Genomic DNA, 22,648 nt, shown 5'->3' with positions numbered 1-22,648 from the left:
GCCAGCGTCCGCACCACGTCGCTGTCGGAGTCGCGCATGTGCCGCTTGAACCCGCCGAGGCTCACGTCGAGGGGGTTGAGCCGCGACGCCGGGTACTCGTACTGCGCGCCGGGCGCGACCGTCCGGGACTTGAGCCTGACCGTCGACAGCGACCCGATGACCTCGCCGGTCTCATCGAGCGCGGCGACGTTACCCTGTCCGAACAGCTCGGCGACGAGCGTCGTGTTCTCGTCCTCGCGCTCGAACTCGAAAGTGAGGATCCGGTCGAACTCGTACTGCTCGACGCCAGCGAAGTCGGCGCCGGAGAGCCGGTTGCGCAGCATCTTCGCGAAGTTCGGCGGGCGGCCGGGCGCGTCCGCGACGTGAGCCGGGTCCGCGACGTGGGCGCGCTTCACGTCGCCCACCTCGATCATGAGCTCGACGCGGCCGCGGTCGAAGTCGCGGAGCTTCAGCCGGATCAGGTCGTCGTCGTAGCGGTACGCCTTGTCGACCTTCGCTCCCTCGTACCGGTTGAGCTCGGTGACGAGGGCCGCGAGGTCGATGCTCGACAGCTCCCGCTTCTGGTCCATACGTCACAGACACGGGCGGCCGGGAAAAGGGGTGTCGTTGTGGGTGCGGCGGGACCGTCGCCGACTCTCTCGATTCAGTCGTCCACCAGCGACTCGACCGTGTTCAGGGCGTTGACGATCCCGGCGCCGAACTCGGGGTCGCTCTTGCCCTTGGCGCCCTCGGCGCCCCGCTGGATTGCCCGTTCGACCTGACTCGCGTTCGCGTCAGGTTCCAGTTCCCGCACCAAGGCGGCGAGCCCAGCTACCTGCGGCGCGGCCATGGAGGTGCCGGCGAGATACGCGTAGTTTTCCTCCGTGATTTCGGCGGGTATCGTCGACAACACGAAGTTTGTCGGTGACGGCCATTCGACGACATCCGGGTCTTCGGAATCAGTCTTCTCTTCTGTCTCGTAGCCGCCACCCGGCGCGGCGATGTTGATGTCGCTCGTCCCGAAGTTGGAGTAGTACGAGAGCGTGTCGGCGGGCGAGGTAGCGCTGACGGTGAATGCCGCGGACACGCTGTTCGGCAGCGTGAAGCCGCCGCCCTGCTGGAGGTTTCCGGCGTCGTTGCCGGCGCTGCCGGTGATCACCGTTCCGCGCTGGACCGCGCTCTGAAACACGGTCTGGACCTCTGCCTTCAGCTTGTTCAGGTCCGCTCCGGGCTCCTGGACACCCGGAATACCGAGGCTGAAGTTCGCCGCGTCCGCACCGATTTCCGCCGCGTAGTCGATCCCGGCGAGGATGTCGCCGAACGCCGCACCGCCGTTCGCCGGGAACACGCGGATCGGGATCAGCTCGGTATCCGGTGCGGTGCCGACGACGCCCTCTTCCCCGGTCGCACCGACGGTCCCCGCGACGTGAGTCCCGTGGAATCCGGAGTCGTCCGGCCCGATTTCTGGCACGTCGTCGTCCACGACGAACGCACGACCGAGCTCCTCGTTGACGTTCCCGAGGTCCGGGTGATTGAGATCGATCCCGGTGTCGACGATCGCGACCCGGGTCCCCTCGCCGGTCGCGTACTCGTGCGCCTGAAAGACCCCCGTGATTTCCTTGTCCCACTGGGAATCACTGAGAGCGGCTCCGTCGCTCGGAAGTTCATCCGAGTCGATCTCGGTCTCAGGTTCGTCGAGTTCGACTGTCACGTCCGGGTTCGCCGCCGAGACGCCGCCGATAGATTCGAGATCCACGGCCGCGTCTGTCGGTCCCGTAACCACGAGCACCGAACCCCCTGCGAGTTCGTGCCGTACGGAAAAACCGGCGTCCGCGACCGCGTCGCGTGCCCCATTCCCGTCCGCACGAACGATGTACTGTACGCCTCCATCGGCGGCAGACGCCGTTCCCGTGACCGTCGCCGTTACGCCGATTCCCGCAACGCCTTTTATGAACGTCCGTCGTCCGAAATTCATGCTAACACTCCTCGTGAAACGAGGTATTACGTTCCATAACTTCATCATACTAAAAATTACAGATAGACAACATATTGTCTGGTTGTTTCGTGAGCGTAAAAAGTAACGTCGTGGTCGCCCACGAACTGTCCGCCTGAAACGGATCTACGCAAACCGCCGCCGCCGTGTAGCCGCTCAGAGCCGCTTCGACACGTACGGCCCGTCTTGGTGGTAGCCGAGCTTGTTGCGGTAGTACTCTCGGGCCCCGATACCGGAGATGACGGCCAGCTTTCGGTAGCCGGCGTCGCGGGCGAGCTCCTCCGCGTGTTCGAGGAGCTCGGTGCCGTATCCGCGGTGCTGCCAGTCGCCGTCGCCGCCGATGGCGACCTCGCTGCCGTACACGTGGAGCTCGCGGATCAGCGCCGCGTCGGTCAGCTCGCGGCGGATCGGGTCGTCCTCGGTGCCGGGGGCGCCGGGCTGGTCGGGAGCGAAGGAGGGGAACCGCAGGCGACAGAACCCGACGAGCAGGTCGCGGACGGGGTCCTCGAACGAGATGAAGTGTTCCGTCCCGCCGCCGGCCTCGTAGGTCATCACGTCGAGTTCGACGTCGTCGGGGTCCGGGTCGGCGTCGTTGTGGCCCACCTCGCGGGCGCGGACGTCCCGCTGGGTGATCCCCTTCTCTTCGGCCCGCCGGTCCGCGAGCTGGCGGAGGTTCGACTTCCAGACGCCGCCCTCGATGAAGTCGGCGGGGATGTCGCGCTGGACGCGCTGGAGCCGCGTGTACGGCGGGATGTGGTCCATCGCCTCGGCGACCACGTCGGCCGCCTCCTCGTTCGAGAGCGGCTCGAACTCCTCGCGGCGCCACCGGTCGTACACGCGGGTGCCCCCGACGACGAGCGTCGGGTAGATCTTCAGGTAGTCCGGGCGCCAGTCCGGGTTCTCGAACAGCTGTCGGAAGTCCTCGACGCACATCTCCCTCGTCATCCCGGGCTGGCCCGGCATCATGTGGAACCCCACCTTGAACCCGGCGTCGCGCAGCCGGCGGTTGGCGTTGCGGGAGGCCTCGTTCCCGTGCCCGCGGTGCATCTCGCGGTTGATCCGCTCGTAGGTGGTCTGAACGCCGACCTCCACCTTGGTGCCGCCCAGATCCAGCATTCGGTCTATCTGCTCGGGGTCACACCAGTCGGGCTTCGTCTCGAACGTCGTCCCGATGTTGCGGATCGCGTTCGTCTCGTTCTCGGCGATCACGTCCTCGAGGTACTCGAACGACGTCTCCTCGGGATCCGGGGCGAACGACTCGCCCTCGGCTGGCTCCGGCTCCGCGTCGAGGTCGTAGTCGTTCATCGCCTGCAGCGCGCGCTTGACGAACCACTCCTGGTAGTCGTGCGAGCGCGCCGTCATGGTCCCGCCCATCAGGATGAGCTCCACCTTGTCGACCGGGTGGCCGATCTTCCGGAGCTGTTCGAGCCGGAGCGTGACCTGCCCGTACGGGTCGTAGTCGTTCTGCTTCCCCCGCGCCGCGGCCGGCTCGTGGCCTGTGTACGACTGCGCCGAGGAGAACTCGGAAGCCGGTCCGCCGGGACAGTAGAGGCACTTCCCGTGCGGACAGAGCTTCGGCGAGGTCATGATCGCGACCGGGGAGACCCCGGACGCCGTCCGAACCGGCTTCCGCTGAACGACCTCGATCACGTCGTCGCGGGCCTCGGGGGGCGCGTGATCGAGGATCTCGGTGTTCTTCGGCACCTTCGGCGAGGAGAACTCGGAACAGGCGTCGAGCTTGGCGGACTCGAGGTCGTCGCGGTCGATCTCGCCCGCGAGGATCCGGTCGACGAGGTGCTCGCAGGTGCGGACGAACGCCTCGGACTCGGCGTCGGTCGCGTCGCCGTCGGACTCCCGCCCCTCGCCTCCGGCGTCCCCGTCACTCGCCGCGTCGGTACTCATTACCCTCCGATCGACGGGTTTCGGAGTTAAGCGTGTCGCACCGCGGGAACCCGCCGGTTTTAGGTCGGCGCTCGCGTAGCCGTCGCCGTGTTACGCAAGGACCTCCTGCGCGTCTCGCGGGCGGGCGGCGGCTACCGCCCGCGCTTCACGACCCGCGAGCACCGGCCGCTCGCGGCTCGAGTGCTCGGGACGTTCGAGTCCCACGTCGGGGAGCGGCGCGGCGACCTCGACGACGCGCTGGCGGCGCTGGAGACCGACACCGCGGGGTCCGGCGGCGAGTTCAAGCTCGTCCGCGGGCTGGCGACGCTGGTCGAGCGCGAGTGCGCGTTCGAGACGCGCGCGCCGGTCCCGCCGCGTCGCGTCCGCCGGGCCGCGTTCGAGGCCGCGGAGACGGTGGGCGTCGCGAGCGAGGCGGAGCGCGAGACCGCGATCGACCGCGCCGCCGACGCCCTCGGTATCGAGCCCGAGGCCGTGGAGTCGTCGCTGTACGCCGACCGCGACGTCAACGAGGTCCTCGTCGACGCCGACGTGCGGTGGGACCCCGAATCGCTCTTGGAGCAGTACGACCTCTCTTTAGCCCAGACCGCCCTCTTTGACGCCACCGAGGTCCGAATTCGATCGAACGACCCGAAGCGACTCGTCTCGGCGGTCAAGCGCCTGCGGCTGATGTACGAGGTGGAGAAGACCCCCGAGGGCCGCGTGCTCGTCGTCACCGGCCCGGACGCGCTGTTCTCGCGCACCCGGCGCTACGGGACCGCCTTCGCGCGCCTCCTCCGGACCGTCGCGGCGTCGGCGGAGTGGTCGCTGGAGGCGACGATCGACGACCGCGGACGCGAGCGCACCATGCGCCTCTCCGACGGCGACGTGACCGTCCCCGGCGTCGAGCCGGTCGCGGAGCCCGGCTTCGACAGCGGGGTCGAGGCCGACTTCGCCGCCCGGTTCCGCGGGCTCGACCTCGACTGGACGCTCGTGCGAGAGCCGGAACCCCTCGAGACCGGCACGCGGGTGATGATACCGGACTTCGCGTTCGAGTACGACCACGCCGACTTCCGGCTGTTCTTCGAGGTGATGGGCTTCTGGACCCCCGAGTACGTCGAGAAGAAGCTCGGCCAGCTCGCGGACGTGGAGGACGTTGACCTGCTGGTCGCGGTCGACGAGAGCCTTGGCGTCGGCGAGGAGATCGCCGCGCGCGACCACCGGGTGGTGACCTACTCGGGGACCGTCCGCGTGAAGGCGATCGTCGACGTGCTTCGCGAGTACGAGGCCGAATTCGTCGCGGACGCGGCCGCGGACCTCCCCGAAGCCTTCGATCCGGAGGACGACGTGCTCGCGCTGGCCGACCTCGCGGACCGGTACGGCGTGAGCGAGGCGGCGATAGAGGACGGGACGTTCCCCGACCACGAACTCGTGGGGCGAACGCTGGTCCGACCGACGGTGTTGGAACGGATCGCCGACGAGATCGCGGACGCGACCGCGTTCTCGGAGGCGGAGGCGGTGCTCGACGAGTACGGCATCGACGACGCGAGCGCGACGCTCTCGGCGCTCGGGTACCGGGTCGAGTGGGAGGGGCTCGGCGGCGGAACGGTCAGGCGGAAAGAGTAGTGCGACGATCGCGGATTACTCGCAGCTGATATTGAAGGTACCTTTATATATCCTGAGTAATCATTCCTCGAATCGGGGATACCTATGGTCACCAATATTCAAACGCAACTGCTGGGCAGAGACGTATCGTTCCCGGTCGAGGAGTCGCGGTTCGCCTACTGGCTCGTCGTGATGCGCCTCATCGTCGGGTGGTGGTTCCTCCACGCGGGGCTGGACAAGTTCCTCGCGTGGCCGTTCGACGCGAGTTGGTTCGTCGGCGGTGCGGCCGCCCAGACGACCCTCGGTCCGGTCCTGACCCTGTTCTCGGACGGTGTCCTGTTGTCGTTCACCAACATCATGGTCCCGCTCGGGCAGACGCTGATCGGGCTGGGGCTGATATTCGGGGCGCTGACGCGGCTCGCCGCGTTCTTCGGCGCCTTCCTGATGACGTTCTTCTACTTCGTCAACGGCGAGACCGGCGGCTGGGCCCACGGCGTCATCACCGGTGACCTGCTGGGGCTGTTGATATTCGCGATGATCGCCACCCTCGGCGCCGGGCGCGTGCTCGGGGTCGACGCGTACCTCGCGAAGACGTCGTTCGTCAGGAACCACCCGCGGATGCGGTACTTGATCGGCTAAGAGGTGACAAGACATGAGCGAACTCACTACGATGGAACGAATCGGGTTGTACGGCGGAGGAGCACTCCTCCTGATCGGGACGGTCGGGATCGGACTGTTAGAGATCGCCCTCGGAGCGCCCCACCCGGTGACGGGTGAGGGGCAGGTCGTCCACGAGACGCTGATCAGTATCAGCGTCCGGTCGTACATCATCCTGCTCGGGCTGATCCTGATGGCGGCGTACGGAGTCACCAACCTCCTTAGCAAGCCGCCGGCCGACACGTCGATCTGAGCCGCGAGCAGTCCGGAGCGCCGATCGCCGTGGGCGCTCCGACGAATCGATTTTTACGTGAGCCGAGGACGGTCGCCTACTCCACGACCGGCAGGTCCGCCCGGCTCCCCTTGGGCACCACCGAACGGAGCTCGTCGTAGAGGTAGAGCCCGACCCCGATCGGCGCCTGCTCGCCGGCGACCTCGTGGGTCGCGATCAGGTACCCCCAGTCGCCGTCCCACTCGGGGAGCTCCTGGTCCTCGCCGGCCGCGAACCGGGCGGCCCGCTCTGGACCGAGTTCGATCACGTTCTTCGTCGCGTGGCCGCCGAAGCGGGTAGCCGCCCGACTCGTCGGCTTCCAGTGCTCCTGGCGCGTCCGGAGGAACGTCATCCCGATCGCCTCCACCTCGCTGGGGTCGGTCGCCTCGCCGTTGAAGATCCAGACCTTCCCCGCGCCCTTCTCCCAAAAGCTGTACCCCTCCAAGACGAGCCGATCGACCCCGAACCGCTCGGTCCACCAGTCGAGTACCTCCCGTCGACTCGCGCGCCCGTCGACCTCGCGGTCGGCGGGGGTCTCCGGGAGCCGGTCGAACTGCTGGCCGTCGTTGGTGAGAGCGCCTCCCGTCGGTTCGTCAGGGTACTCGGCGTCGTCGCTCACGCGGCCACCTCGCGGTCGGCGACCTCGTCGCCGGTGGGGTCGCCCTCCCCGCCGACCCGCAGCTTCGCGCAGAAGAACCCGCCCGTGTCGTTGTGGTGCGGGTAGACGCGGTGCGCGCGGGTGACGCGCTCGTCGTACGTCTCGCCGTCCCACTCGGTGACGCCGGGGGCCGCGTCGAGCGGGAGGTCGAACGCGACGATCTCGCAGTCCTCGTTCGCCAGGACGTGGTCGAGCACCGCCTCGTTCTCCTCCGGTGCGAACGTGCAGGTGGAGTAGACGACGGTCCCGCCGGGGCGGGTCGCCTGCACCGCGCGCGCCAGGATTCCCTTCTGTATCCCGGCGACGGCGTGGACGTGATCGAGCGTCCACTGGTCCACGACGTCCGGGTTCTTCCGACAGGTCCCCTCACACGAGCAGGGCGCGTCGACGAGGGCGCGGTCGAACTCGCCGAACGCGAGCGGCTTGGTCGAGAAGTTGCGCGCGTCTTGGTTCGTCACGATCGCGTTCGTCACGCCGAGGCGCTCGGCGTTGTGTCGGAGGGCGGAGAGCCGCCCGAGGTTGTTGTCGTTGGCGACGACCGTCCCCTCGTCGTCCATCGCGTCGGCGATCTGGGTCGTCTTGCTGCCGGGAGCCGCACACGCGTCCCAGACGCGCTCGCCAGGGCGCGGGTCGAGCGCGAGCCCCGGGAGCACCGACACCTCCTCCTGGCCGTGCGTCCACCCGTGGACGTACGGCCAGTTGCCGCCGGGATTCCCGTCCGGGAGCCGGAAGAGGCCGTCGTGCCAGTCCACGGGCTCGTAGGCGACGCCCTCCTCGTCGAGGGCCTCGCGGACGCGGGCGGGCGAGGCCGACAGCTCGTTCACGCGGACGACCGACGGCAGCGGCCGGTCGCAGGCCGCGCGGAACGCCGCCGCGTCGTCGACGAGCGGCTCGTACCGCGCTAACGGATTCATGGCCCCCTTTTCGCGCCGGCCCGTTAGTCGGTTTCGGGACGGGAGCGGCGGGCCGTCCCGTCGCAGTCGTTCGCCTCCCAGCGCGCCCTACCTTTAGGATGCTGCCCGGTGTAGGCCAACGCATGGCACGCATCTCCGTCCTCGACGACGAGGTCTCGCTGGACGAGCCGACGCTGGTGGAGGGGTTCCCTGGCGTCGGCCTCGTCGGCAAGATCGCGACCGATCACATGATAGAGACGTACGAGATGGACCACTACGCGAACGTCTACTGTGACAGCCTCCCGCGGGTGGCCGTCTACCGCGAGGCCGATCCGGCGGTGACGACGCCCGTGAGGCTCTACGCCGACGAGGAGCAGGAGCTCGTCGCGCTCCGCAGCGACGTGCCGGTGAACCCCGGCGCGGCGACCGAGGTCGCGGGCTGCCTGGAGAGCTGGTTCGACGAGGTCTCGGTGTTCCCGATCTTCCTCTCCGGATTGGGCCGCGAAAAGGGGGATGCGCCGCCGGCGATCTACGGCGTGTCGACCGGCGACGGCGGCGAGGCGCTGGGACGCGTAGACGTCGAGGAGCCGCCGGAAGCCGGACTCATCTCCGGTCCGACAGGTGCGATGCTCGCGGAGGCGCTGGAGCGCGACCGCGACGCCGTCGGTCTCGTCGTCGAGTCCGACCCCCAGTTCCCCGATCCCGAGGCCGCGCGTATCCTCATCCGGAACGGAATCGACCCGATCGCGGGAACGGAGACCTCCACGGAGGGCCTCGTCGACCAGGCGAGCGAGATCCGAGAGGCGAAGCAGGCGTTCGCCGAGCGGATGCAACAGGCCACCGAGGAGAGCTCGCAGGCAGAGCCGCTGAAGATGTTTCAGTAGCGGAGAGGCAGCCTCGTCGACCGCGCCGGTCTACGCGGAGTCCGCTTCCAACTCGTCGAGGATGGGTCGGTACTTGAGCTGGATCTCGTCCCACTCGCGGTCGGGATCGGAGTCGGCGACGATCCCGACGCCGGCGAAGAGGGTGGCGCGTCGCTGAGCGGCGACCGCCGAGCGGATCGCGACCGCGAACGCGCCGTTGCCGGCGGCGTCGATCCAGCCCACCGGGGCGGCGTACCAGCCGCGGTCGAACGGCTCCGTCTCGTGGATCGTGCGCAGGGCGCGGTCCGGGGGGAGCCCCCCGACGGCGGGGGTCGGGTGGAGCGCCTCGACGAGGTCGAGGACGTGGCGGTCGTCGCGCAGCTCCGCCGTGATCGGCGTGTGGAGGTGCTGGACCGTCGCGAGTCGGCGGACGCGGCGCTCGCCGGCGGCGATCGAGGCGGCGTACGGTTCCAGCTGCTCGCGGACGGTGTCGGCGACGAGCTGGTGCTCGTGAACGTTTTTCGCGTCCTCGAGCAGCTCCTGCGCGAGCCACTCGTCTTCCGCCGGGGTCTCGCCCCGGCCGGTGGTCCCCGCGAGCGCGTCGGTCTCGACGGTCCGCCCGCGCAGCGAGACCAGCCGCTCGGGGGTGGCGCCGAAGAAGGCGCTCCCGCCGTCGTCGGGCTCGAAGAAGTACCGGTGGCAGTCGGGGTACTTGTCGGCGAGTCGTTTCAGCGTGGCCGCCCGGGGGAACTCGGCCGCCAGGTCCGCCTCCAGCGCCTGCGCCAAGACGACCTTCTGCAGGTCGGCGCCCCGGATCCGTGCGACCGCGGCCTCGACGCTCTCGCGCCACGCCTCGCGGCTCGTGGTCCGGCGGCTCCGAGCGATGCCGGGGCGGGGCGGGTCGGCGGCGTCGGCGCCGACCCCGGCGAGGCGCTCGATCTCGTCCGCGAGCCGGTTCTCGACCGCGGCGACGGCGGCGTCCGGACCGGCGGCGTTCACGGTGAGCCACGTGCCGTTCTCGGCGAACGTGAGCTGGACGCGCGGGAGCACGAACCGCGCCTCCGGGAAGGGACCCCACGGGTCGCCGTCGCACGCCCCCGCATGGAAGGCGAACCCGCCGAACACTCGGGGGCGAGCGGCCTCGGTCCCGGCGTGGACGTCGCCGGAGTCGAACAGGTCGGCGGCGGCGGTCCGGACCTCGGCGAATCGCCCCGGGCCGCTCGCGGTGAGCGTCGCGGCCGCCCCGCTTCCGAGGACGAGGGCGTCGTCCGGCGCGCTCCACGTCGTGCGTGGCGCAGCGAGGGCGTCGAACGCGGCGGCGAACGGGGGCGCGTCGACCTCTGTCGTGCGGCTGATGAGGGGCGGAGCCGAGGTCGAACGCGCCCGTTCCATTACACCTCGTTCGGTGCCGCGGGGCCTTTATCCTGACTATCTCGGGGGTCGACGCCGGTGTCGGGAAACGGGGCGCTCGCGGCGCTCGGCGGGACGACGTGCGGGGTTCGTGACGACGGCTCGGGTTTCGTCCCGCCGCTCGGCGGGACGGCGACTCCCACCGATCAGCTGTACCGCTCTTCGTTCCACGGGTTGGCCGTGTCGCTGTACCCGCGCTTCTCCCAGTAGCCGAGCTGCTTCTCGGTCAGGAACTCCACCCCCGAGACCCACTTGGCGCCCTTGTAGGCGTACTTGTGCGGGGTGACGACCCTGATCGGGCCGCCGTGGTCAGCCGGGAGGTCGTCGCCGTCGTAGCCGTAGGCGAAGAGGACGCCGTCGCGGGCGCACTCGGCGAGCGCGAGGTTCGTCGTGTACCCGTCGAGCGCGTGGAAGAGGACGTGTTCGACGTCGTCGCGAACTCCCGCGCGGTCGACGATCTCGGCGAACTCGACGCCCGTGAACGCGCAGTCGAACTTGCTCCACCCCGTGACGCAGTGGAAGTCCTGTCGTTGGGTGACCGCCGGGAGGTCGCGGAACTCGGACAGCGAGTGGGTGAGCGGTTCGTCGACGGCGCCCCAGACCTCGAACGCGAACGTCTCCGGGCTCCACGAGGGCGTTCCGCTCTTCGAGAGCACCGGGAAGCGGTCGGTCTCGCGCTGGCCCGGCGGCAGTCGCTGGTCTCCGTACTCGCGGTAGAGTCCCGTGAGGTCCTCGACGTCGCCGTCTGTCGCGACCTCGGCGTCCGAGGTGCCGGATCCGGTCATATTATCCAAGAGGGCTCGCGCCCACCTAGGCGTGTCGCTCCGTCGGGAGAGGGAGGTCCTCTCGCCGGCGGAGTACGAGTCGTCTCGACGGGGGAGTGGGCCCCGCCGCGTCAATCGCGGGGCCGCGAGTTGCGACCCGACACGATGACCTCGAGAGACGTGTCGAATAGTAAGTAAGAGTTTTATCGGATAGATCTATATTTTCGAGATTCCAAATTGTGATTTCCAAAATGCCCGTCTGAGATTTCTCATTTCCGTATCGGCGACGCCACATTTATATACCCATTCCCATTACTCCCGTGCAGGAAATGCCACGAGTAGAGATAACCGTGCCGGAGCATCTGGAGATGCAGATCGCCCAGATGGTCGAGCAGGGCGAGTTCCTCAACCGCGAGGAGGCGGTCGAGGAGCTGCTGTCGACCGGAATCAAGGCGTACAAGACGAGCGGACCGAGAGACGAGGACGACTCCAGCGGGTTCGAGGACGAGGGCATGATGGGCCACGAAGACGAGTACGTGTTCTGAGCCGACGGCCGGTCCGCGCTCCCTCGTTCCGTTCGTGCCCGATAACGCCCGCGAGCCGTGCGGATACCCCTCAACAACGTTTAAAACGTCTACGGCCCGTATCCGGTGGTATGCACAAAGACGAGCTCCTCGAACTCCACGAACAGATGGTGACGATCATGGAGCACTTCCGCGCGCACGAGACCGTCGACAGCTCCCTCTTCGACCCGTACGACGAACTCGACGTCGACCCCTCGCACGTCCACAAATCGAAGAGCGAGCACAAACACGCCGTGTTCGTGCTGGGCAACGCGCTGGCGAACGCGATGAGCGAAGACGAGTTCTCCCCCGCCGGCCGCGTCGGCAAGCGCATGGAGGAGCTCGCGGACGACGCGGAAAGCAAGATCTGAGCCTCGGCCCGCCGAGACCGGGGTCCTGCATTCCGCGACCCCCCGACCCGCGGTTTGATATGCGGCCGACCGCTCCGTTTCCTACATGGTCGCGGAGGCGCTGACGTCCGACGCCGCACACCTCGCGGTCGGCGCCGTGCTCGTCGCCGCGGCGCTCGCGGTGGTTTATAAGACGGACCGACCGCGCGGCGCGTGGACCCGCGCGCTTCGCTCGCGCTTCCTGCTCGGCGTGCCGTGGGGGACGCTCGTCGCCGTCGCCGGCGTCGTCGGCGTCTACCTCTTCGTTCAGAGCGGACTGGAAAACCCGAACCGCCCGGTCGTGATCCCGTTTCGCTCGTGGTCGTACCTCTACCCGGAGGGCCTCCTCTGGTCGAGCTTCGCGCACGCGAGCCGAGGACACATCACGGGGAACCTCCTGTCGGCGCTCGTCGCCGGCGCCCTCGCCGAGTACGCCTACGGTCACTTCCCGGGCGGCCGGGACGTCGACGACCGAACGGGGACGCCAAGAGCGGCGCTGCCGTCGGCGGCGTCGCTGCGACGGCTACGGTCGGACGGGCTCTCCGCCGTCGACGCCAGTCTCCGGCTCCCGTCGGTCGCGGATCGGCGCTCGCTCGGCCGGAGCCCGTACGTCCGCGCCTTCGTGGTCGTGCCGGGAGCGATGGTCGCGTTCGGCCTCGTCGCCTCGCTGTTCGCGCTCGGCCCGGTGATCGGCTTCTCGGGCGTCGTCTTCGCGCTGTGGGGGTTCGCGCTCGTCTTCTACCCCGTCGGGACGATCGCGGCGCTCACGGGCGCGACGCTGGTGAACGTCGCCTACGAGTCCCTCCGGAACCCGGTCGTCACCGCCGAGGCGAGCGGCTCCTACGGCCCGCCGGGGTGGGCGAACGTCGCGATCCAGGGTCACGCGCTGGGGCTCGTCGCCGGAGTGCTCGCGGCGGTGTGGCTGGTTCGGCGGCGCCGCGAGGCTGGAGCCACCGACGGCGGGGACGGCACATCCCCGACGACCGCGCTGGCCGCGTTCGGCGCGGTCCTGCTGTTCGGGGCGTCCCGCCGCCTCTGGGCGGTGTACTGGTACCTCGGAAACGAACGGTACGAGCTGTACCGCGCGCTCGGGTTCGGCCTGCTCGCGGTCCTCGCGGCGATCGTCGCCCTCGCGGTCGCGGGGCGAGACGAACCGCTCCGGCCCGCGGTGGCCGTGCCCGAACCCGAGACGGTCCGGGGGGCCGTTCGGTCCGCCACGCCGGCCGCGGTCGGACTCCTGCTCCTCGCGTCGGCGCTGGCCGTCGTCGCCGGACCCGGGGTGGTCCCGAATCTCGTCGCCGTCGACGACGGCGACCTGCCCGGAGACCCGATCGAGATCGAGGGGTATCAGGTGACGTACGCGGAGGACGTCGAGGACCAGGTGGTGAGCGTCGTCGACGTCGAGGCGTTCGGCCGGTCGACGAGCGTCAACACCTCGGGGGTGATCGTGAAGAACGCGGACCGGGAGATATGGACCACCGCCGTCTCGCGCGGGAGCCTCGCCTTCTGGGGGTACCGCGCCGTCGACGTGGGCGGGACCGGGTGGCGCGAGACCGTGTGGGTCCAGCGGGTCGGGTGGGTCGCCGCGAACGGCGACCCGACCTACCGGGTCGACGCGGTCCGGAACGAGGCGCGGTCCACGCTGTTCACGAGCGAACCGGCGCGGGCGGAACCCCGGATCGACGGGCGCAACGTCACGGTCGCGGCCGTGGAGGGCGGGTTCGAGCTGCGCGTCGCGCACGACGGCGAGACGGAGCGAGCGGCGCTCCCGGCGACGAACGGGACGGTGACGCTGCAGGGCGTCGCGTTCGTCCGCGAGGAGGACGCCGTGTTCGCGGAGCGCGGGGAGACGCGGGTGCGGGTCGCGACGCGGGAGATTTACGAGGGTCGGCAGTAGCTCGCGGTCAGGTCGGGGAGCGGCGGCGACCCGCGGTCACGTCCACTCGATCCGGTACACCTCGGCGTCGACGTCGCGCGACGCGTCGGTGTGGTGGTCGAACTGCGCGTCGATCGCGAAGTCGGCCGCGAACGCGTGGGTCACCTCGCCGCCGTTGTCGGCCGCGAACGCCTCCACGAACTCCCGACTGCCCGCGTTGTGGACCGAGTAGGAGACGGCCGCGACGCGGCTCGCCGTCGCCAGGAATCCGCGGTCGGCGTTGCGGTTCCCGTCCCGCGCGCCGAACGGGGGGTTCATGACGACCGTCACGGGGTCGGGCACGTCGAGGGGGAGTCGCGTCGCGTCGGCCTGAATCCAGTGGACGGGGGCGCTCGCGGCCACTCGGAGCTGGTTGGCGGTCGCGGTGGTCAACGCGGCGCGGTCGAGTTCGACGCCGAACACGCGGGCGGGTCCGCGGAGGGCGGCGGCGAGCGCGAGCATCCCGGTCCCGGTCCCCAGATCGAGGACGGTGCGCCCGTCGACGTCGCCGTGGAGGTCCGCGAGGTGGACGACGTGGGCGGCGAGGTCGGGCGGCGTCGGGTACTGTTCGAGCGCGAGGCGCGGCTCCTCGAACCCGGTGACGACGCCGAGCTTCGTCGCGAGCGAGCGCTTCGAGGCCATGCGTCAGGCGGCCGTCTCGCCGTCGGTTCGGACGAGTTCGACCCCCTCGCGGCGGGCGCGCTCGGCGAGAGCCGACAGCGCCGGGTCCGCGGCCGTCGGGTCCGAGACCTCGTCGAGGCGGACCTCGATGCGACCGGCGCCGAGGAACGCCGCGGCGCGGACGAACTCGCGGAGCCGATCGGCCTCGCGCTGGGTCGCGAGCGTGTCCTCGCAGTCGAAGCAGGCGTCGACCGACAGCGTCGCCGGCTGGTAGCCGCGGGCCGAGAGCTCGGCCTTCAGGTCCCGGAGGTGGGCGGGAGCGGTGCTGTCGAGGTCGGCGGCGTCGATGACGATCGGGTCGATCTCCGCGGGTCGACAGCCGCGGAGCGTTCCCTCGATCCCGTCGGGCGTCGTGCTCATATCCGCTCATATGTTTTAGTTATACAAAAGCTTTTGTGCATGTTTGATAGTAATAAACTATGGCGCTCGGTGAGCGCGACGGTATCGCTGGCACGCGTATTCGTCAGACGACGCGTCCCTCCGGGGCGGGAGCGGCGATCGTGACCCCCTGTGACGGTCACGTTTCGTGTTCGACGTTCGTCGACGACGACCCCGATCAGCGCGGGACCGGCGGATCGAGATGCGCGAAAACGGGTGCCTCAAGCATCGAGACCGGTTCGAGACGGAGCGAACCGGAACGCCGATCTCGAGTGCATTCGAGGAGTTCGGACAAAGGTTTAAATGGTGCAGTAACCAGAAACCTTATAATGGAACGTCCGAGTCGCCAGCGCCAACAGGAGCGAGCCACAGAGCGAGAGTCGGACGAGACGGAGACCCTCTCCTGTCCGGAGTGTGATTCGAAGGAGATCGTCACCGACGCCGACCAAGAACTCGTGTGTGAGGACTGCGGACTCGTTTTGGACGAGCGGAACATCGACCGCGGACCGGAGTGGCGGGCGTTCAACCACTCCGAGCGACAGTCGAAGTCGCGCGTCGGTGCGCCCATCACCGAAACGATGCACGACAAGGGGCTGACGACGACGATCGACTGGAAGGACAAGGACGCGTACGGCCGGTCGCTTTCCTCGGAGAAGCGGTCGCAGATGCACCGACTGCGGAAGTGGCAAGAGCGGATCCGCACGAAGGACGCGGGCGAGCGCAACCTCCAGTTCGCGCTCTCGGAGATCGACCGGATGGCCAGCGCGCTCGGCGTCCCGCGGTCCGTGCGCGAGGTCGCCTCCGTCATCTATCGCCGAGCGCTCAACGAGGACCTCATCCGCGGCCGGTCGATCGAGGGCGTCTCCACGGCCGCGCTCTACGCCGCCTGCCGACAGGAAGGCATTCCCCGGTCGCTGGACGAGGTCGCCGACGTCTCGCGGGTCCCGCAGAAGGAGATCGGCCGGACGTACCGCTACATCTCACAGGAGCTCGGGTTGGAGCTGAAGCCCGTCGACCCGAAGCAGTTCGTTCCGCGCTTCGCCTCGTCGCTGGAACTGAGCGAGGAGGTCCAGTCGAAGGCGACGGAGATCATCGACGTCTCCGCCGAGCAGGGGCTGCTCTCCGGGAAGTCCCCGACCGGCTTCGCCGCCGCCGCGATCTACGCGGCCTCGCTGCTCTGTAACGAGAAGAAGACCCAGCGAGAGGTCGCCGAGGTCGCGCAGGTCACGGAAGTCACCATCCGCAACCGCTATCAGGAACAGATCGAAGCGATGGGATTCCGATAACGACGCGGTCGTGCGACCGACCCGCGAACGATCTGCGTGATCGGGTTTTTAATCGGTACCGAGCGTACCGGGCCGTAAGATGTACTCCCAGATTCTCGTCCCGACCGACGGTAGTCCCGCGTCGGACGCCGCGATCGAACACGCGATCGACCTCGCTCGGCAGTACGACGCCACCCTCCACGCGCTGTACGTCGTCGACGGCGCGGCGTACTCGACGCTCGAGGCCGGCGCCGACATCGTCGTCGAGGCCCTCGAGTCAGAGGGCGAGGAGGCCACTCGGCGGGTGGCAGACGCCGCCGAGAGCGAGGGCGTCGACTGCGAGACGAAGGTCGCGATGGGAACCGCGTACCGGTCGATTCGCGACTACGTCGACGAACACGCCATCGACATGATCGTGATGGGAACGCACGGCCGGAAGGGGCTCGATCGGTACCTCCTCGGCAGCGTCACGGAGCGCGTCGTCCGGACCTCGGACGTGCCGGTTCTCACCGTCCGCCATCCGACCGATGAGTGAGTCGACGCCGCGCCGGGGGTGACTCCAGTGCGCGACTGGCTCTCACACCGCGTCGCCGCCTCGCCGGACGAACCGGCGCTCGTGCGCGCCGAGGACGGGGAGACGTGGACGTACACGGACTTGGACTGGCTCGTCTCGGAGACGGCGGGACGCCTCGCGGCTCACGGCATTGAACCGGGCGACCGGGTGGGCGTGCTCACCCCCCCGTACGTCGGAACCGTCGGGTTGATCCACGCGGCGATGCGGATCGGGGCGACCTTCGTCCCGCTCGGGCAAGGGCTCACGCCGCGGGAGCTCTCGGAGCGGATCGAAGTCACGGACCTCTCGGCGGTCGTCTGCGCGGAGCCCACCGAGGACGACGCGCTGGCGGCCGTCGACGGACTCGACGCCACGCCCGTCTTCTCCGTCGACGACCCGGCCGACGCGACCGTCACCGGCGTCCACGACGTCGAACCGGAGTCGATCGACGAGCCGGAGTGGGAGGCGACCGACTACCTCTGTATCCTCTTCACGTCGGGGACGACTGGCGAGCCGAAGCCGGTCCCGCTCACCGCGGGCAACGTGTACAGCTCGGCGGTCTCCTCCGCGTTCCGGCTCGGCGTCAACCCGGCCGACCGCTGGCTCGTCTCGCTCTCGCTCCACCACATGGGCGGGCTCGCGCCCGTCTACCGGTCCGCGCTGTACGGCACGACGCTCGTGCTCCGCGAGGGGTTCGACCCCGGCGGCACCGCTGACGACATCGACACGTACGACGTGACCGGCGTCTCGCTCGTCCCGACGATGCTCAAGCGGATGCTCGACAGGCGAGGCACGCTCTCGGACTCGCTCCGCGTGGTCCTGCTCGGCGGAGCGCCGGCGCCGGACGAGCTGTTGGAGCGCTGTCGCGACTACTCGGTGCCGGTGTATCCCACGTACGGGATGACCGAGTCCGCGTCACAGATCGCGACCGCGACGCCGAAACAGACGAAAGAGCGGCTCGGAACCGTCGGTCATCCGCTGTTCGGCACCGATGTCACCGTCGTCGACGAAGACGGCGCACCGGTCGACGCCGGGGAGACGGGCGAGATCGTCGTCGACGGTCCGACGGTGACGCCCGGATATCTGGAGCGCCCGCCGGAGGGAGGTGAGCCGTCGGCCGAACTGGACCGCTCGGACTTCGGGCCGCACGGGCTCCACACCGGAGACGTGGGGCGGTTCGACGAGAGCGGCTACCTCTACGTGCTCAACCGGCTTGACGACCGGATCATCACCGGCGGCGAGAACGTCGAGCCCGGCGAAGTGAGCGACGTGCTCCGCGGGTTCCCGATGATCGAGGGCGCCGCCGTCGTCGGCCTCGACGACGACCGGTGGGGCGAGCGGGTGGCGGCGCTGCTCGCGGTCGACGACCGCCAGGAGGGAGTGGCGGACGAGGCGGCTCTGGAGGACTTCGCCCGGAAGCGGCTCTCCGGGTTCAAGGTCCCCAAGACGGTCGCGTACGTCGACGAGCTCCCGCGGACCGTCTCGGGCACCGTCGACCGGGAGGCCGTCCGGGAGGCGTTGCGGGAGCGCGGCCACGACCTGAACGCCGATTCGGGACCGGAACTGGAAACCGCCGGCTTCGAGCCCGCGGACCCGACCGAACCGCCGGACGATGAGGCGCGGGAGCCGGCCGCCGGCGATTCGGACGACGCCGGCGATTCGGACGACGCCGACGATTCGGACGGCGCTGAGACGGCCGACGACGACGCCGACGAGAGCGAGGAGCGCGACGAGTCGACGGGCGGCCCAGTCGACATCGAGGACGCCGAGGAAGTCGCCAATGGGGACGGCGATGAGGAGGACGGTGACGGAGACGCCGACGAACCGGACGCGGGAACGGAGGACGCATCCGGAGAGACGAAGGACGTATCCGGTGAACCGGAGGACAAAAGCCGGGACGACGCAGACACCGAAAGCGGAGCGGACGGCGATCCGGAGGCGGATCCCGAGGAGGCCTCCGACGCCGAGGGGACGCGGGCCGAAGAATAAACTCTCCCGAAATTTCTCGTTGTTCCACGAACGTTTTGACCGCGGGGGCCGCGGATCGGGCATGGACCTACTCGACGACAGCATCGTCCCGGAGCGCGCGCGCGGCGTGAAAGCCGAGGCTCGCGAGTTCGCGGACGAGTACATCGCGCCGAACGCGGCGGACTACTACGAGACGGGCGAGTACCCGTGGGAGGTGCTGGAGGCCGGCATGGACGCCGGGCTCGTCGCCCAAGACATCGGCGAGGAGTACGGCGGGAAGGGGTTCGACCTCGCGCAGGTGCTCGCCGTCGCGGAGGAGTTCTACCGCGCCGACGCCGGCATCGCGCTCACCCTCCAGCTCGCGAGCTTCGGCGCCGAGATGGTCGAGCAGTACGGCAGCGACGACCAGAAGGAGGAGTACCTCCGACCGGTCGCGGAGAACGACCAGATATCGGGGCTGGCCGTCTCGGAACCCGAGACCGGCTCCGACCTCGCGGGGATGACGACGGAAGCCGAGAGGGTCGAGGGGGGCTACGAGCTCACCGGCGAGAAGTACTGGGTCGGCAACGCGGTCGAGGCCGACTGGCTCACCGTCTACGCGAAGACCGGCGACGGGGAAGACCGCTACTCGAACTACACCCTGTTCATCGTCGAGACCGACTCCGACGGCTACGAGGCCGAGCACATCCCCGAGAAGATGGGGATGCGCGCCTCCAAGCAGGGTCACATCGTCTTCGAGGACTGCTTCGTCCCCGAGGAGAACGTCGTCGGCAGCGAGGGCGGCGGCTTCTACGTGCTCGCGGACTTCTTCAACCACGGCCGCGTGATCGTCGGCGGACACGGGCTCGGCCTCGCCGCCGCAGCCATCGAGGAGGCCGAGGAGTTCGTCCACGGACGCAACGCCTTCGGTCGCACCGTCAACGAGTTCCAGGCGGTCCAGCACACCCTCTCCGACATGCGGATCGGCTTCGAGTCGGCGCGCGCGCTCAACTGGCGCGCCTGCGAGAAGGTCGCGAACAACGAGGACGCGGGGTACTGGGCCGCGCTGGCGAAGACCAAGTCCACCGAAGTCGCCACCGACTGCGCCGAGAAGGGCATGAAGCTCCACGGCGGCCGCTCGATCCTCGCCGACCGTCGGATCGCCCGCGTCTACCGCGACGTGCGCATCCCGGTGATCTACGAGGGCGCGAACGACATCCAGCGGAACCTGATCTACCGGCAGTCCCGGTAGCCCGGAATCGGCCGCGGCGGACGCGGGCGATCGCCGACCGTGTCGCTTGTTACATCCGCCGCGCCAGCGCGTCGAGGGCCGCGCCGCCGCCGGACGTGATGGGATCGCCGTGGCCGACGCAGGCCACCTCGAACGGGGGGGCGCGCTCGGCGAGGTCTCGGACGCTGTCGAGCACCCGATCCGTGTCGTAGCTGATGAGCCACTCGGAGGGCTCTAACGCCCCGTCGGACTCGGAGACGAGGTCGCCCAGCATCGCGACGCTCAGGTCCTCGCTCACGTACGCGACGTGACCGGGGGTGTGACCGGGCGTGTGGTAGGCGGTGAACGAGCCCAGTCGCTCGCCGTCGACGACCGCGTTGACCTCCAAGTCGGGCCGCGTCGTGAACAGCCCGGTGAGCCGCTGGAGCGCTCCCTTGTGGTTGCGGAGCGGCGGCGACCGATCGCCCCGGAGGATCGCCGCGTCGAACGCGCCGGCGTACACCGGCGCGTCCAGGTCCGGCGTCAGCGCCGCGAGCGTGCCGACGTGGTCCAGGTCGTAGTGGGTCAAGAGCACCCGCTCCACGTCCGCGACGTCGACGCCGGCGTCGGCGAGCCCCTCGCGGACCGCCGCCTCGTCCCACGGCGTCCCCGCGTCGACGAGCGTGGGCACGTCGTCGTCGACGAGGTAGGCGCTGACGCCGCGCAGCTCGAACCGCCAGACACCGTCCGCGAGTTCCGTCGCCATGGGGCCTCGTAGCGGCCGGCGGGGTTTGACGCTGGCGGCGGTGGGGCCGCGGAACGGTCCGGCGCTCGCGCGTCGCCACGCCGACGAAAACGCCAAGACGCCGCGCCGACACTTCGGCGTATGCGACTCGAGGACTACTGGGGGATCGGCCCGAAGACGAGCGAGCAGCTCGCCTCGGCGCTGGGGACCTCGCGGGCGGTCGAGGCGATAGAGTCGGCCGACGTCCGGACGCTCGTCGACGCCGGGCTCCACCGCGGTCGGGCGACCCGAATCCTCCGCCGCGCCAACGGCGAGGCCGGCATGGAGGTCCTCGCGACGGGAGACACCCGCTCGGTGTACGACGACCTGCTCTCGCTCGCCGCGGGCCACGCCCTGACGGCCCACGCCGCCGACCGGATCCGCGTGTTGACGCCGCTCGCCGATCAAGAGGCGGTCGAGGCCCGACTCGACAGCGTGGTCGCCGCGCGGGACGCCTGGGAGGGGCTCGCCGAGACCGACCGCGAGCGGCTGACCGAGGCGTTCGACGCGTACGACGACGCCGAGGGATCGGACCTGGCGGCCGTCGAGACGGCCCTCGCGCTACGGGAGGCGGGCCTCGACGACGGCCCGTTCGAGGCGATCGGCGAGTTGGAGGCGGACGCCCTGCGGGACGCCGCCGACGCGCTCGCGGACGTGCGCGGCCCGATCGATCCCACGGCGGCCGGCGGCGACGGGGAGATCGAGATCGCCCGCGGCGCCGACGCGGAGCTGGACCGCCTGCGCGACCGGCTCGACGCGGCCGAGGAGCTGGCGAACTCCGCGTTCGACGTGCTCGACGCGGTCCGGGACGGCTCGCTGCGCGACTTCGAGGCGCTTGAGGCCGCGACGATCGACCACGTCGCGAGCGAGACGGGCGTCGACCCGGCGACGGTGCGCTCGGTCGCGCCCGACGACGCGCTCGACGCCGCGGACTTCGTCTCGGCCACCCTCCGGGACCTCGTGGCGGAGCTTTCGGAGGCGGTCGCGGAACGCGAGGAGGCGGTCACCGCGGACATCCGCGAGCGGATCGGCGGGATGCAGTCGGGGGCGGACCGGGACGAGGCGAACGGAGAGGACGGCGACGCCGAGAGCGACGTCGCCCGCGCGGTGGACGCCGTCTCCGACGCGGCGTTCCTGCTCTCGATCGCGCGCTTCGCGGCCGCGTACGACCTCGTCCGACCGGTCCTCGTCGACGACGGGATCGCGGTGCGGAACGCGCGCAACCCGTTCATCGCCGGCGAGGTGCAGTCGGTGTCGTACGCGGTCGGGACCCACTCGCTCGGCGGCGACGCGGGCGTCGCGAGCGTCGACGCGCCGCCGACCGGCGACCGGGTGAGCGTCCTCACCGGCGCGAACTCGGGCGGGAAGACGACGCTCCTGGAGACGATATGCGCGGTGGCGCTGCTCGCGTCGATGGGGCTCCCGGTGCCGGCCGAGGCGGCGGAGGTGGGCTCGTTCGACCGGATCGTCTTCCACCGCCGGCACGCCTCGTTTAACGCCGGGGTGCTGGAGTCGACGCTGAAGTCGGTGGTCCCGCCGCTGGTCGAGGAGGGGCGGACGCTGATGCTCGTCGACGAGTTCGAGGCGATCACGGAGCCGGGACGCGCGGCGGACCTCTTAAACGGGCTCGTGACGCTCACCGTCGAGCGGGACGCGCTCGGGGTGTACGTCACGCACCTCGCGGAGGACCTGAGCCCGCTGCCCGAGGCCGCCCGCATCGACGGGATCTTCGCGGAGGGGCTCACGAACGACCTGGAGCTGCGCGTCGATTACCAGCCGCGCTTCGGGACGATCGGCAAGTCGACGCCGGAGTTCATCGTCTCGCGGCTCGTCGCCAACGCGAGCGACCGGGCGGTCCGCGGCGGGTTCGAACACCTCGCGAGCGCGGTCGGCGAGGCGGCCGTCCAACGGACCCTGTCGGACGCGCGCTGGACGCCGGGGGACGACCGATCCGACGATGACTGATCCCGAACGTTCCGGCGAGGAGGCCGA

The 22,648-nt window shown here is 69.7% G+C and carries 22 protein-coding genes; 12 read left to right on the top strand and 10 right to left on the bottom strand.

Annotated features, from left to right (window positions below; genetic code table 11):
* The 3 genes from R6U01_RS09945 to R6U01_RS09935 all read right to left on the bottom strand — a co-directional run.
* A partial coding sequence (locus R6U01_RS09945; RefSeq protein WP_410286301.1) for an NFACT family protein occupies nt 1–569 on the bottom strand: 569 nt, incomplete at its 3' end.
* A 74-nt stretch (nt 570–643) separates the two neighbouring features.
* Nucleotides 644–1,954 carry a S8 family peptidase gene (locus R6U01_RS09940; RefSeq protein ID WP_410286300.1) on the bottom strand — a complete coding sequence of 437 codons (1,311 nt, stop codon included), beginning with the start codon at nt 1,952–1,954 and terminating at the stop codon, nt 644–646.
* A gap of 174 nt (nt 1,955–2,128) precedes the next feature.
* Nucleotides 2,129–3,874: a tRNA uridine(34) 5-carboxymethylaminomethyl modification radical SAM/GNAT enzyme Elp3 gene (locus R6U01_RS09935; RefSeq protein WP_410286299.1), complete on the bottom strand. Its 1,746-nt coding sequence runs from the start codon at nt 3,872–3,874 to the stop codon at nt 2,129–2,131.
* 87 nt (nt 3,875–3,961) lie between these two features.
* Here R6U01_RS09935 and R6U01_RS09930 point away from each other — a divergent pair, with 87 nt between their 5' ends.
* From R6U01_RS09930 to R6U01_RS09920, 3 genes are all read left to right on the top strand, one after another.
* On the top strand, nt 3,962–5,476 hold the full coding sequence (locus R6U01_RS09930) for a DUF790 family protein (RefSeq protein WP_410286298.1): 1,515 nt from the start codon (nt 3,962–3,964) through the stop codon (nt 5,474–5,476).
* 84 nt (nt 5,477–5,560) lie between these two features.
* Entirely contained in the window at nt 5,561–6,094 is a 534-nt protein-coding gene (locus R6U01_RS09925; protein ID WP_410286297.1) for a DoxX family protein, read from the top strand.
* A gap of 13 nt (nt 6,095–6,107) precedes the next feature.
* Nucleotides 6,108–6,365, top strand: coding sequence for a hypothetical protein (locus tag R6U01_RS09920; RefSeq protein ID WP_410286296.1), 258 nt, complete (start codon nt 6,108–6,110; stop codon nt 6,363–6,365).
* A 76-nt stretch (nt 6,366–6,441) separates the two neighbouring features.
* On the opposite strand, the gene R6U01_RS09915 is transcribed toward R6U01_RS09920, so the two are convergent.
* Both R6U01_RS09915 and R6U01_RS09910 read right to left on the bottom strand, forming a co-directional pair.
* Nucleotides 6,442–7,002 carry a hypothetical protein gene (locus R6U01_RS09915; protein WP_410286295.1) on the bottom strand — a complete coding sequence of 187 codons (561 nt, stop codon included), beginning with the start codon at nt 7,000–7,002 and terminating at the stop codon, nt 6,442–6,444.
* On the bottom strand, nt 6,999–7,955 hold the full coding sequence (locus tag R6U01_RS09910; protein ID WP_410286294.1) for an RsmB/NOP family class I SAM-dependent RNA methyltransferase: 957 nt from the start codon (nt 7,953–7,955) through the stop codon (nt 6,999–7,001). The genes R6U01_RS09915 and R6U01_RS09910 overlap by 4 nt, the downstream gene beginning before the upstream one ends.
* Nucleotides 7,956–8,077: 122 nt before the next feature.
* Between R6U01_RS09910 and R6U01_RS09905 the strand changes: the two genes are divergently transcribed.
* The gene (locus tag R6U01_RS09905) at nt 8,078–8,818 is read left to right on the top strand and encodes a proteasome assembly chaperone family protein (RefSeq protein ID WP_410286293.1); all 741 of its coding nucleotides are present in this window, start codon (nt 8,078–8,080) and stop codon (nt 8,816–8,818) included.
* A 30-nt stretch (nt 8,819–8,848) separates the two neighbouring features.
* On the opposite strand, the gene R6U01_RS09900 is transcribed toward R6U01_RS09905, so the two are convergent.
* Both R6U01_RS09900 and R6U01_RS09895 read right to left on the bottom strand, forming a co-directional pair.
* Nucleotides 8,849–10,189 (bottom strand): isochorismate synthase MenF, encoded by a 1,341-nt coding sequence (locus tag R6U01_RS09900; RefSeq protein ID WP_410286292.1) that lies wholly within the window; start codon nt 10,187–10,189, stop codon nt 8,849–8,851.
* Nucleotides 10,190–10,353: 164 nt separating this feature from the next.
* Nucleotides 10,354–10,992, bottom strand: a complete 639-nt coding sequence (locus R6U01_RS09895; RefSeq protein WP_410286291.1) for a molybdopterin-dependent oxidoreductase — start codon at nt 10,990–10,992, stop codon at nt 10,354–10,356.
* Nucleotides 10,993–11,300: 308 nt separating this feature from the next.
* On the opposite strand from R6U01_RS09895, the gene R6U01_RS09890 reads away from it, so the two are divergent.
* The 3 genes from R6U01_RS09890 to R6U01_RS09880 all read left to right on the top strand — a co-directional run bounded on the left by R6U01_RS09890 (nt 11,301) and on the right by R6U01_RS09880 (nt 13,820).
* Nucleotides 11,301–11,516 (top strand): cell surface protein, encoded by a 216-nt coding sequence (locus tag R6U01_RS09890; protein WP_410286290.1) that lies wholly within the window; start codon nt 11,301–11,303, stop codon nt 11,514–11,516.
* Between the two features lie 110 nt (nt 11,517–11,626).
* The gene (locus R6U01_RS09885) at nt 11,627–11,905 is read left to right on the top strand and encodes a UPF0058 family protein (RefSeq protein WP_410286289.1); all 279 of its coding nucleotides are present in this window, start codon (nt 11,627–11,629) and stop codon (nt 11,903–11,905) included.
* An 85-nt stretch (nt 11,906–11,990) separates the two neighbouring features.
* Nucleotides 11,991–13,820, top strand: a complete 1,830-nt coding sequence (locus R6U01_RS09880) for a rhomboid family intramembrane serine protease (protein ID WP_410286288.1) — start codon at nt 11,991–11,993, stop codon at nt 13,818–13,820.
* Nucleotides 13,821–13,856: 36 nt separating this feature from the next.
* Here R6U01_RS09880 and R6U01_RS09875 read toward each other — a convergent pair whose 3' ends face one another.
* Together R6U01_RS09875 and R6U01_RS09870 are read right to left on the bottom strand one after the other, a co-directional pair.
* Nucleotides 13,857–14,480: an METTL5 family protein gene (locus tag R6U01_RS09875; protein WP_410286287.1), complete on the bottom strand. Its 624-nt coding sequence runs from the start codon at nt 14,478–14,480 to the stop codon at nt 13,857–13,859.
* 3 nt (nt 14,481–14,483) lie between these two features.
* Nucleotides 14,484–14,879, bottom strand: coding sequence for a hypothetical protein (locus R6U01_RS09870; protein WP_410286286.1), 396 nt, complete (start codon nt 14,877–14,879; stop codon nt 14,484–14,486).
* 347 nt (nt 14,880–15,226) lie between these two features.
* Here R6U01_RS09870 and R6U01_RS09865 point away from each other — a divergent pair, with 347 nt between their 5' ends.
* The 4 genes from R6U01_RS09865 (at nt 15,227) to R6U01_RS09850 (ending at nt 19,914) form a co-directional block, all read left to right on the top strand.
* Nucleotides 15,227–16,183, top strand: a complete 957-nt coding sequence (locus R6U01_RS09865) for a transcription initiation factor IIB (RefSeq protein ID WP_410286285.1) — start codon at nt 15,227–15,229, stop codon at nt 16,181–16,183.
* 79 nt (nt 16,184–16,262) lie between these two features.
* A complete protein-coding gene (locus R6U01_RS09860; protein ID WP_410286284.1) occupies nt 16,263–16,697 on the top strand; it encodes a universal stress protein in 435 nt (144 codons plus the stop codon).
* Between the two features lie 27 nt (nt 16,698–16,724).
* Nucleotides 16,725–18,704 (top strand): o-succinylbenzoate--CoA ligase, encoded by a 1,980-nt coding sequence (gene menE / locus R6U01_RS09855; RefSeq protein ID WP_410286283.1) that lies wholly within the window; start codon nt 16,725–16,727, stop codon nt 18,702–18,704.
* Between the two features lie 61 nt (nt 18,705–18,765).
* Complete coding sequence (locus tag R6U01_RS09850; RefSeq protein WP_410286282.1) at nt 18,766–19,914, top strand: acyl-CoA dehydrogenase family protein; 1,149 nt, start codon at nt 18,766–18,768, stop codon at nt 19,912–19,914.
* Nucleotides 19,915–19,963: 49 nt separating this feature from the next.
* On the opposite strand, the gene R6U01_RS09845 is transcribed toward R6U01_RS09850, so the two are convergent.
* Nucleotides 19,964–20,638 (bottom strand): MBL fold metallo-hydrolase, encoded by a 675-nt coding sequence (locus R6U01_RS09845; RefSeq protein ID WP_410286281.1) that lies wholly within the window; start codon nt 20,636–20,638, stop codon nt 19,964–19,966.
* A gap of 120 nt (nt 20,639–20,758) precedes the next feature.
* On the opposite strand from R6U01_RS09845, the gene R6U01_RS09840 reads away from it, so the two are divergent.
* Nucleotides 20,759–22,621: a MutS-related protein gene (locus tag R6U01_RS09840; protein WP_410286280.1), complete on the top strand. Its 1,863-nt coding sequence runs from the start codon at nt 20,759–20,761 to the stop codon at nt 22,619–22,621.
* Nucleotides 22,622–22,648 lie beyond the last annotated feature (27 nt).

The sequence above is a fragment of the Halorubrum sp. genome (assembly GCF_046498025.1).
Classification (GTDB): domain Archaea; phylum Halobacteriota; class Halobacteria; order Halobacteriales; family Haloferacaceae; genus Halorubrum.
This window is presented reverse-complemented; position numbering and strand designations above follow the sequence as displayed.

Coding starts and splice junctions, on each gene's coding strand:
- R6U01_RS09895 (WP_410286291.1), bottom strand. CDS start 10,992: ATGACCGGATCCGGCACCTCGGACGCCGAGGTCGCGACAGACGGCGAC.
- R6U01_RS09890 (WP_410286290.1), top strand. CDS start 11,301: ATGCCACGAGTAGAGATAACCGTGCCGGAGCATCTGGAGATGCAGATC.
- R6U01_RS09925 (WP_410286297.1), top strand. CDS start 5,561: ATGGTCACCAATATTCAAACGCAACTGCTGGGCAGAGACGTATCGTTC.
- R6U01_RS09860 (WP_410286284.1), top strand. CDS start 16,263: ATGTACTCCCAGATTCTCGTCCCGACCGACGGTAGTCCCGCGTCGGAC.
- R6U01_RS09845 (WP_410286281.1), bottom strand. CDS start 20,638: ATGGCGACGGAACTCGCGGACGGTGTCTGGCGGTTCGAGCTGCGCGGC.
- R6U01_RS09865 (WP_410286285.1), top strand. CDS start 15,227: ATGGAACGTCCGAGTCGCCAGCGCCAACAGGAGCGAGCCACAGAGCGA.
- R6U01_RS09910 (WP_410286294.1), bottom strand. CDS start 7,955: ATGAATCCGTTAGCGCGGTACGAGCCGCTCGTCGACGACGCGGCGGCG.
- R6U01_RS09880 (WP_410286288.1), top strand. CDS start 11,991: ATGGTCGCGGAGGCGCTGACGTCCGACGCCGCACACCTCGCGGTCGGC.
- R6U01_RS09935 (WP_410286299.1), bottom strand. CDS start 3,874: ATGAGTACCGACGCGGCGAGTGACGGGGACGCCGGAGGCGAGGGGCGG.
- R6U01_RS09875 (WP_410286287.1), bottom strand. CDS start 14,480: ATGGCCTCGAAGCGCTCGCTCGCGACGAAGCTCGGCGTCGTCACCGGG.
- R6U01_RS09870 (WP_410286286.1), bottom strand. CDS start 14,879: ATGAGCACGACGCCCGACGGGATCGAGGGAACGCTCCGCGGCTGTCGA.
- R6U01_RS09840 (WP_410286280.1), top strand. CDS start 20,759: ATGCGACTCGAGGACTACTGGGGGATCGGCCCGAAGACGAGCGAGCAG.
- R6U01_RS09920 (WP_410286296.1), top strand. CDS start 6,108: ATGAGCGAACTCACTACGATGGAACGAATCGGGTTGTACGGCGGAGGA.
- R6U01_RS09940 (WP_410286300.1), bottom strand. CDS start 1,954: ATGAATTTCGGACGACGGACGTTCATAAAAGGCGTTGCGGGAATCGGC.
- R6U01_RS09900 (WP_410286292.1), bottom strand. CDS start 10,189: ATGGAACGGGCGCGTTCGACCTCGGCTCCGCCCCTCATCAGCCGCACG.
- R6U01_RS09850 (WP_410286282.1), top strand. CDS start 18,766: ATGGACCTACTCGACGACAGCATCGTCCCGGAGCGCGCGCGCGGCGTG.
- R6U01_RS09905 (WP_410286293.1), top strand. CDS start 8,078: ATGGCACGCATCTCCGTCCTCGACGACGAGGTCTCGCTGGACGAGCCG.
- R6U01_RS09885 (WP_410286289.1), top strand. CDS start 11,627: ATGCACAAAGACGAGCTCCTCGAACTCCACGAACAGATGGTGACGATC.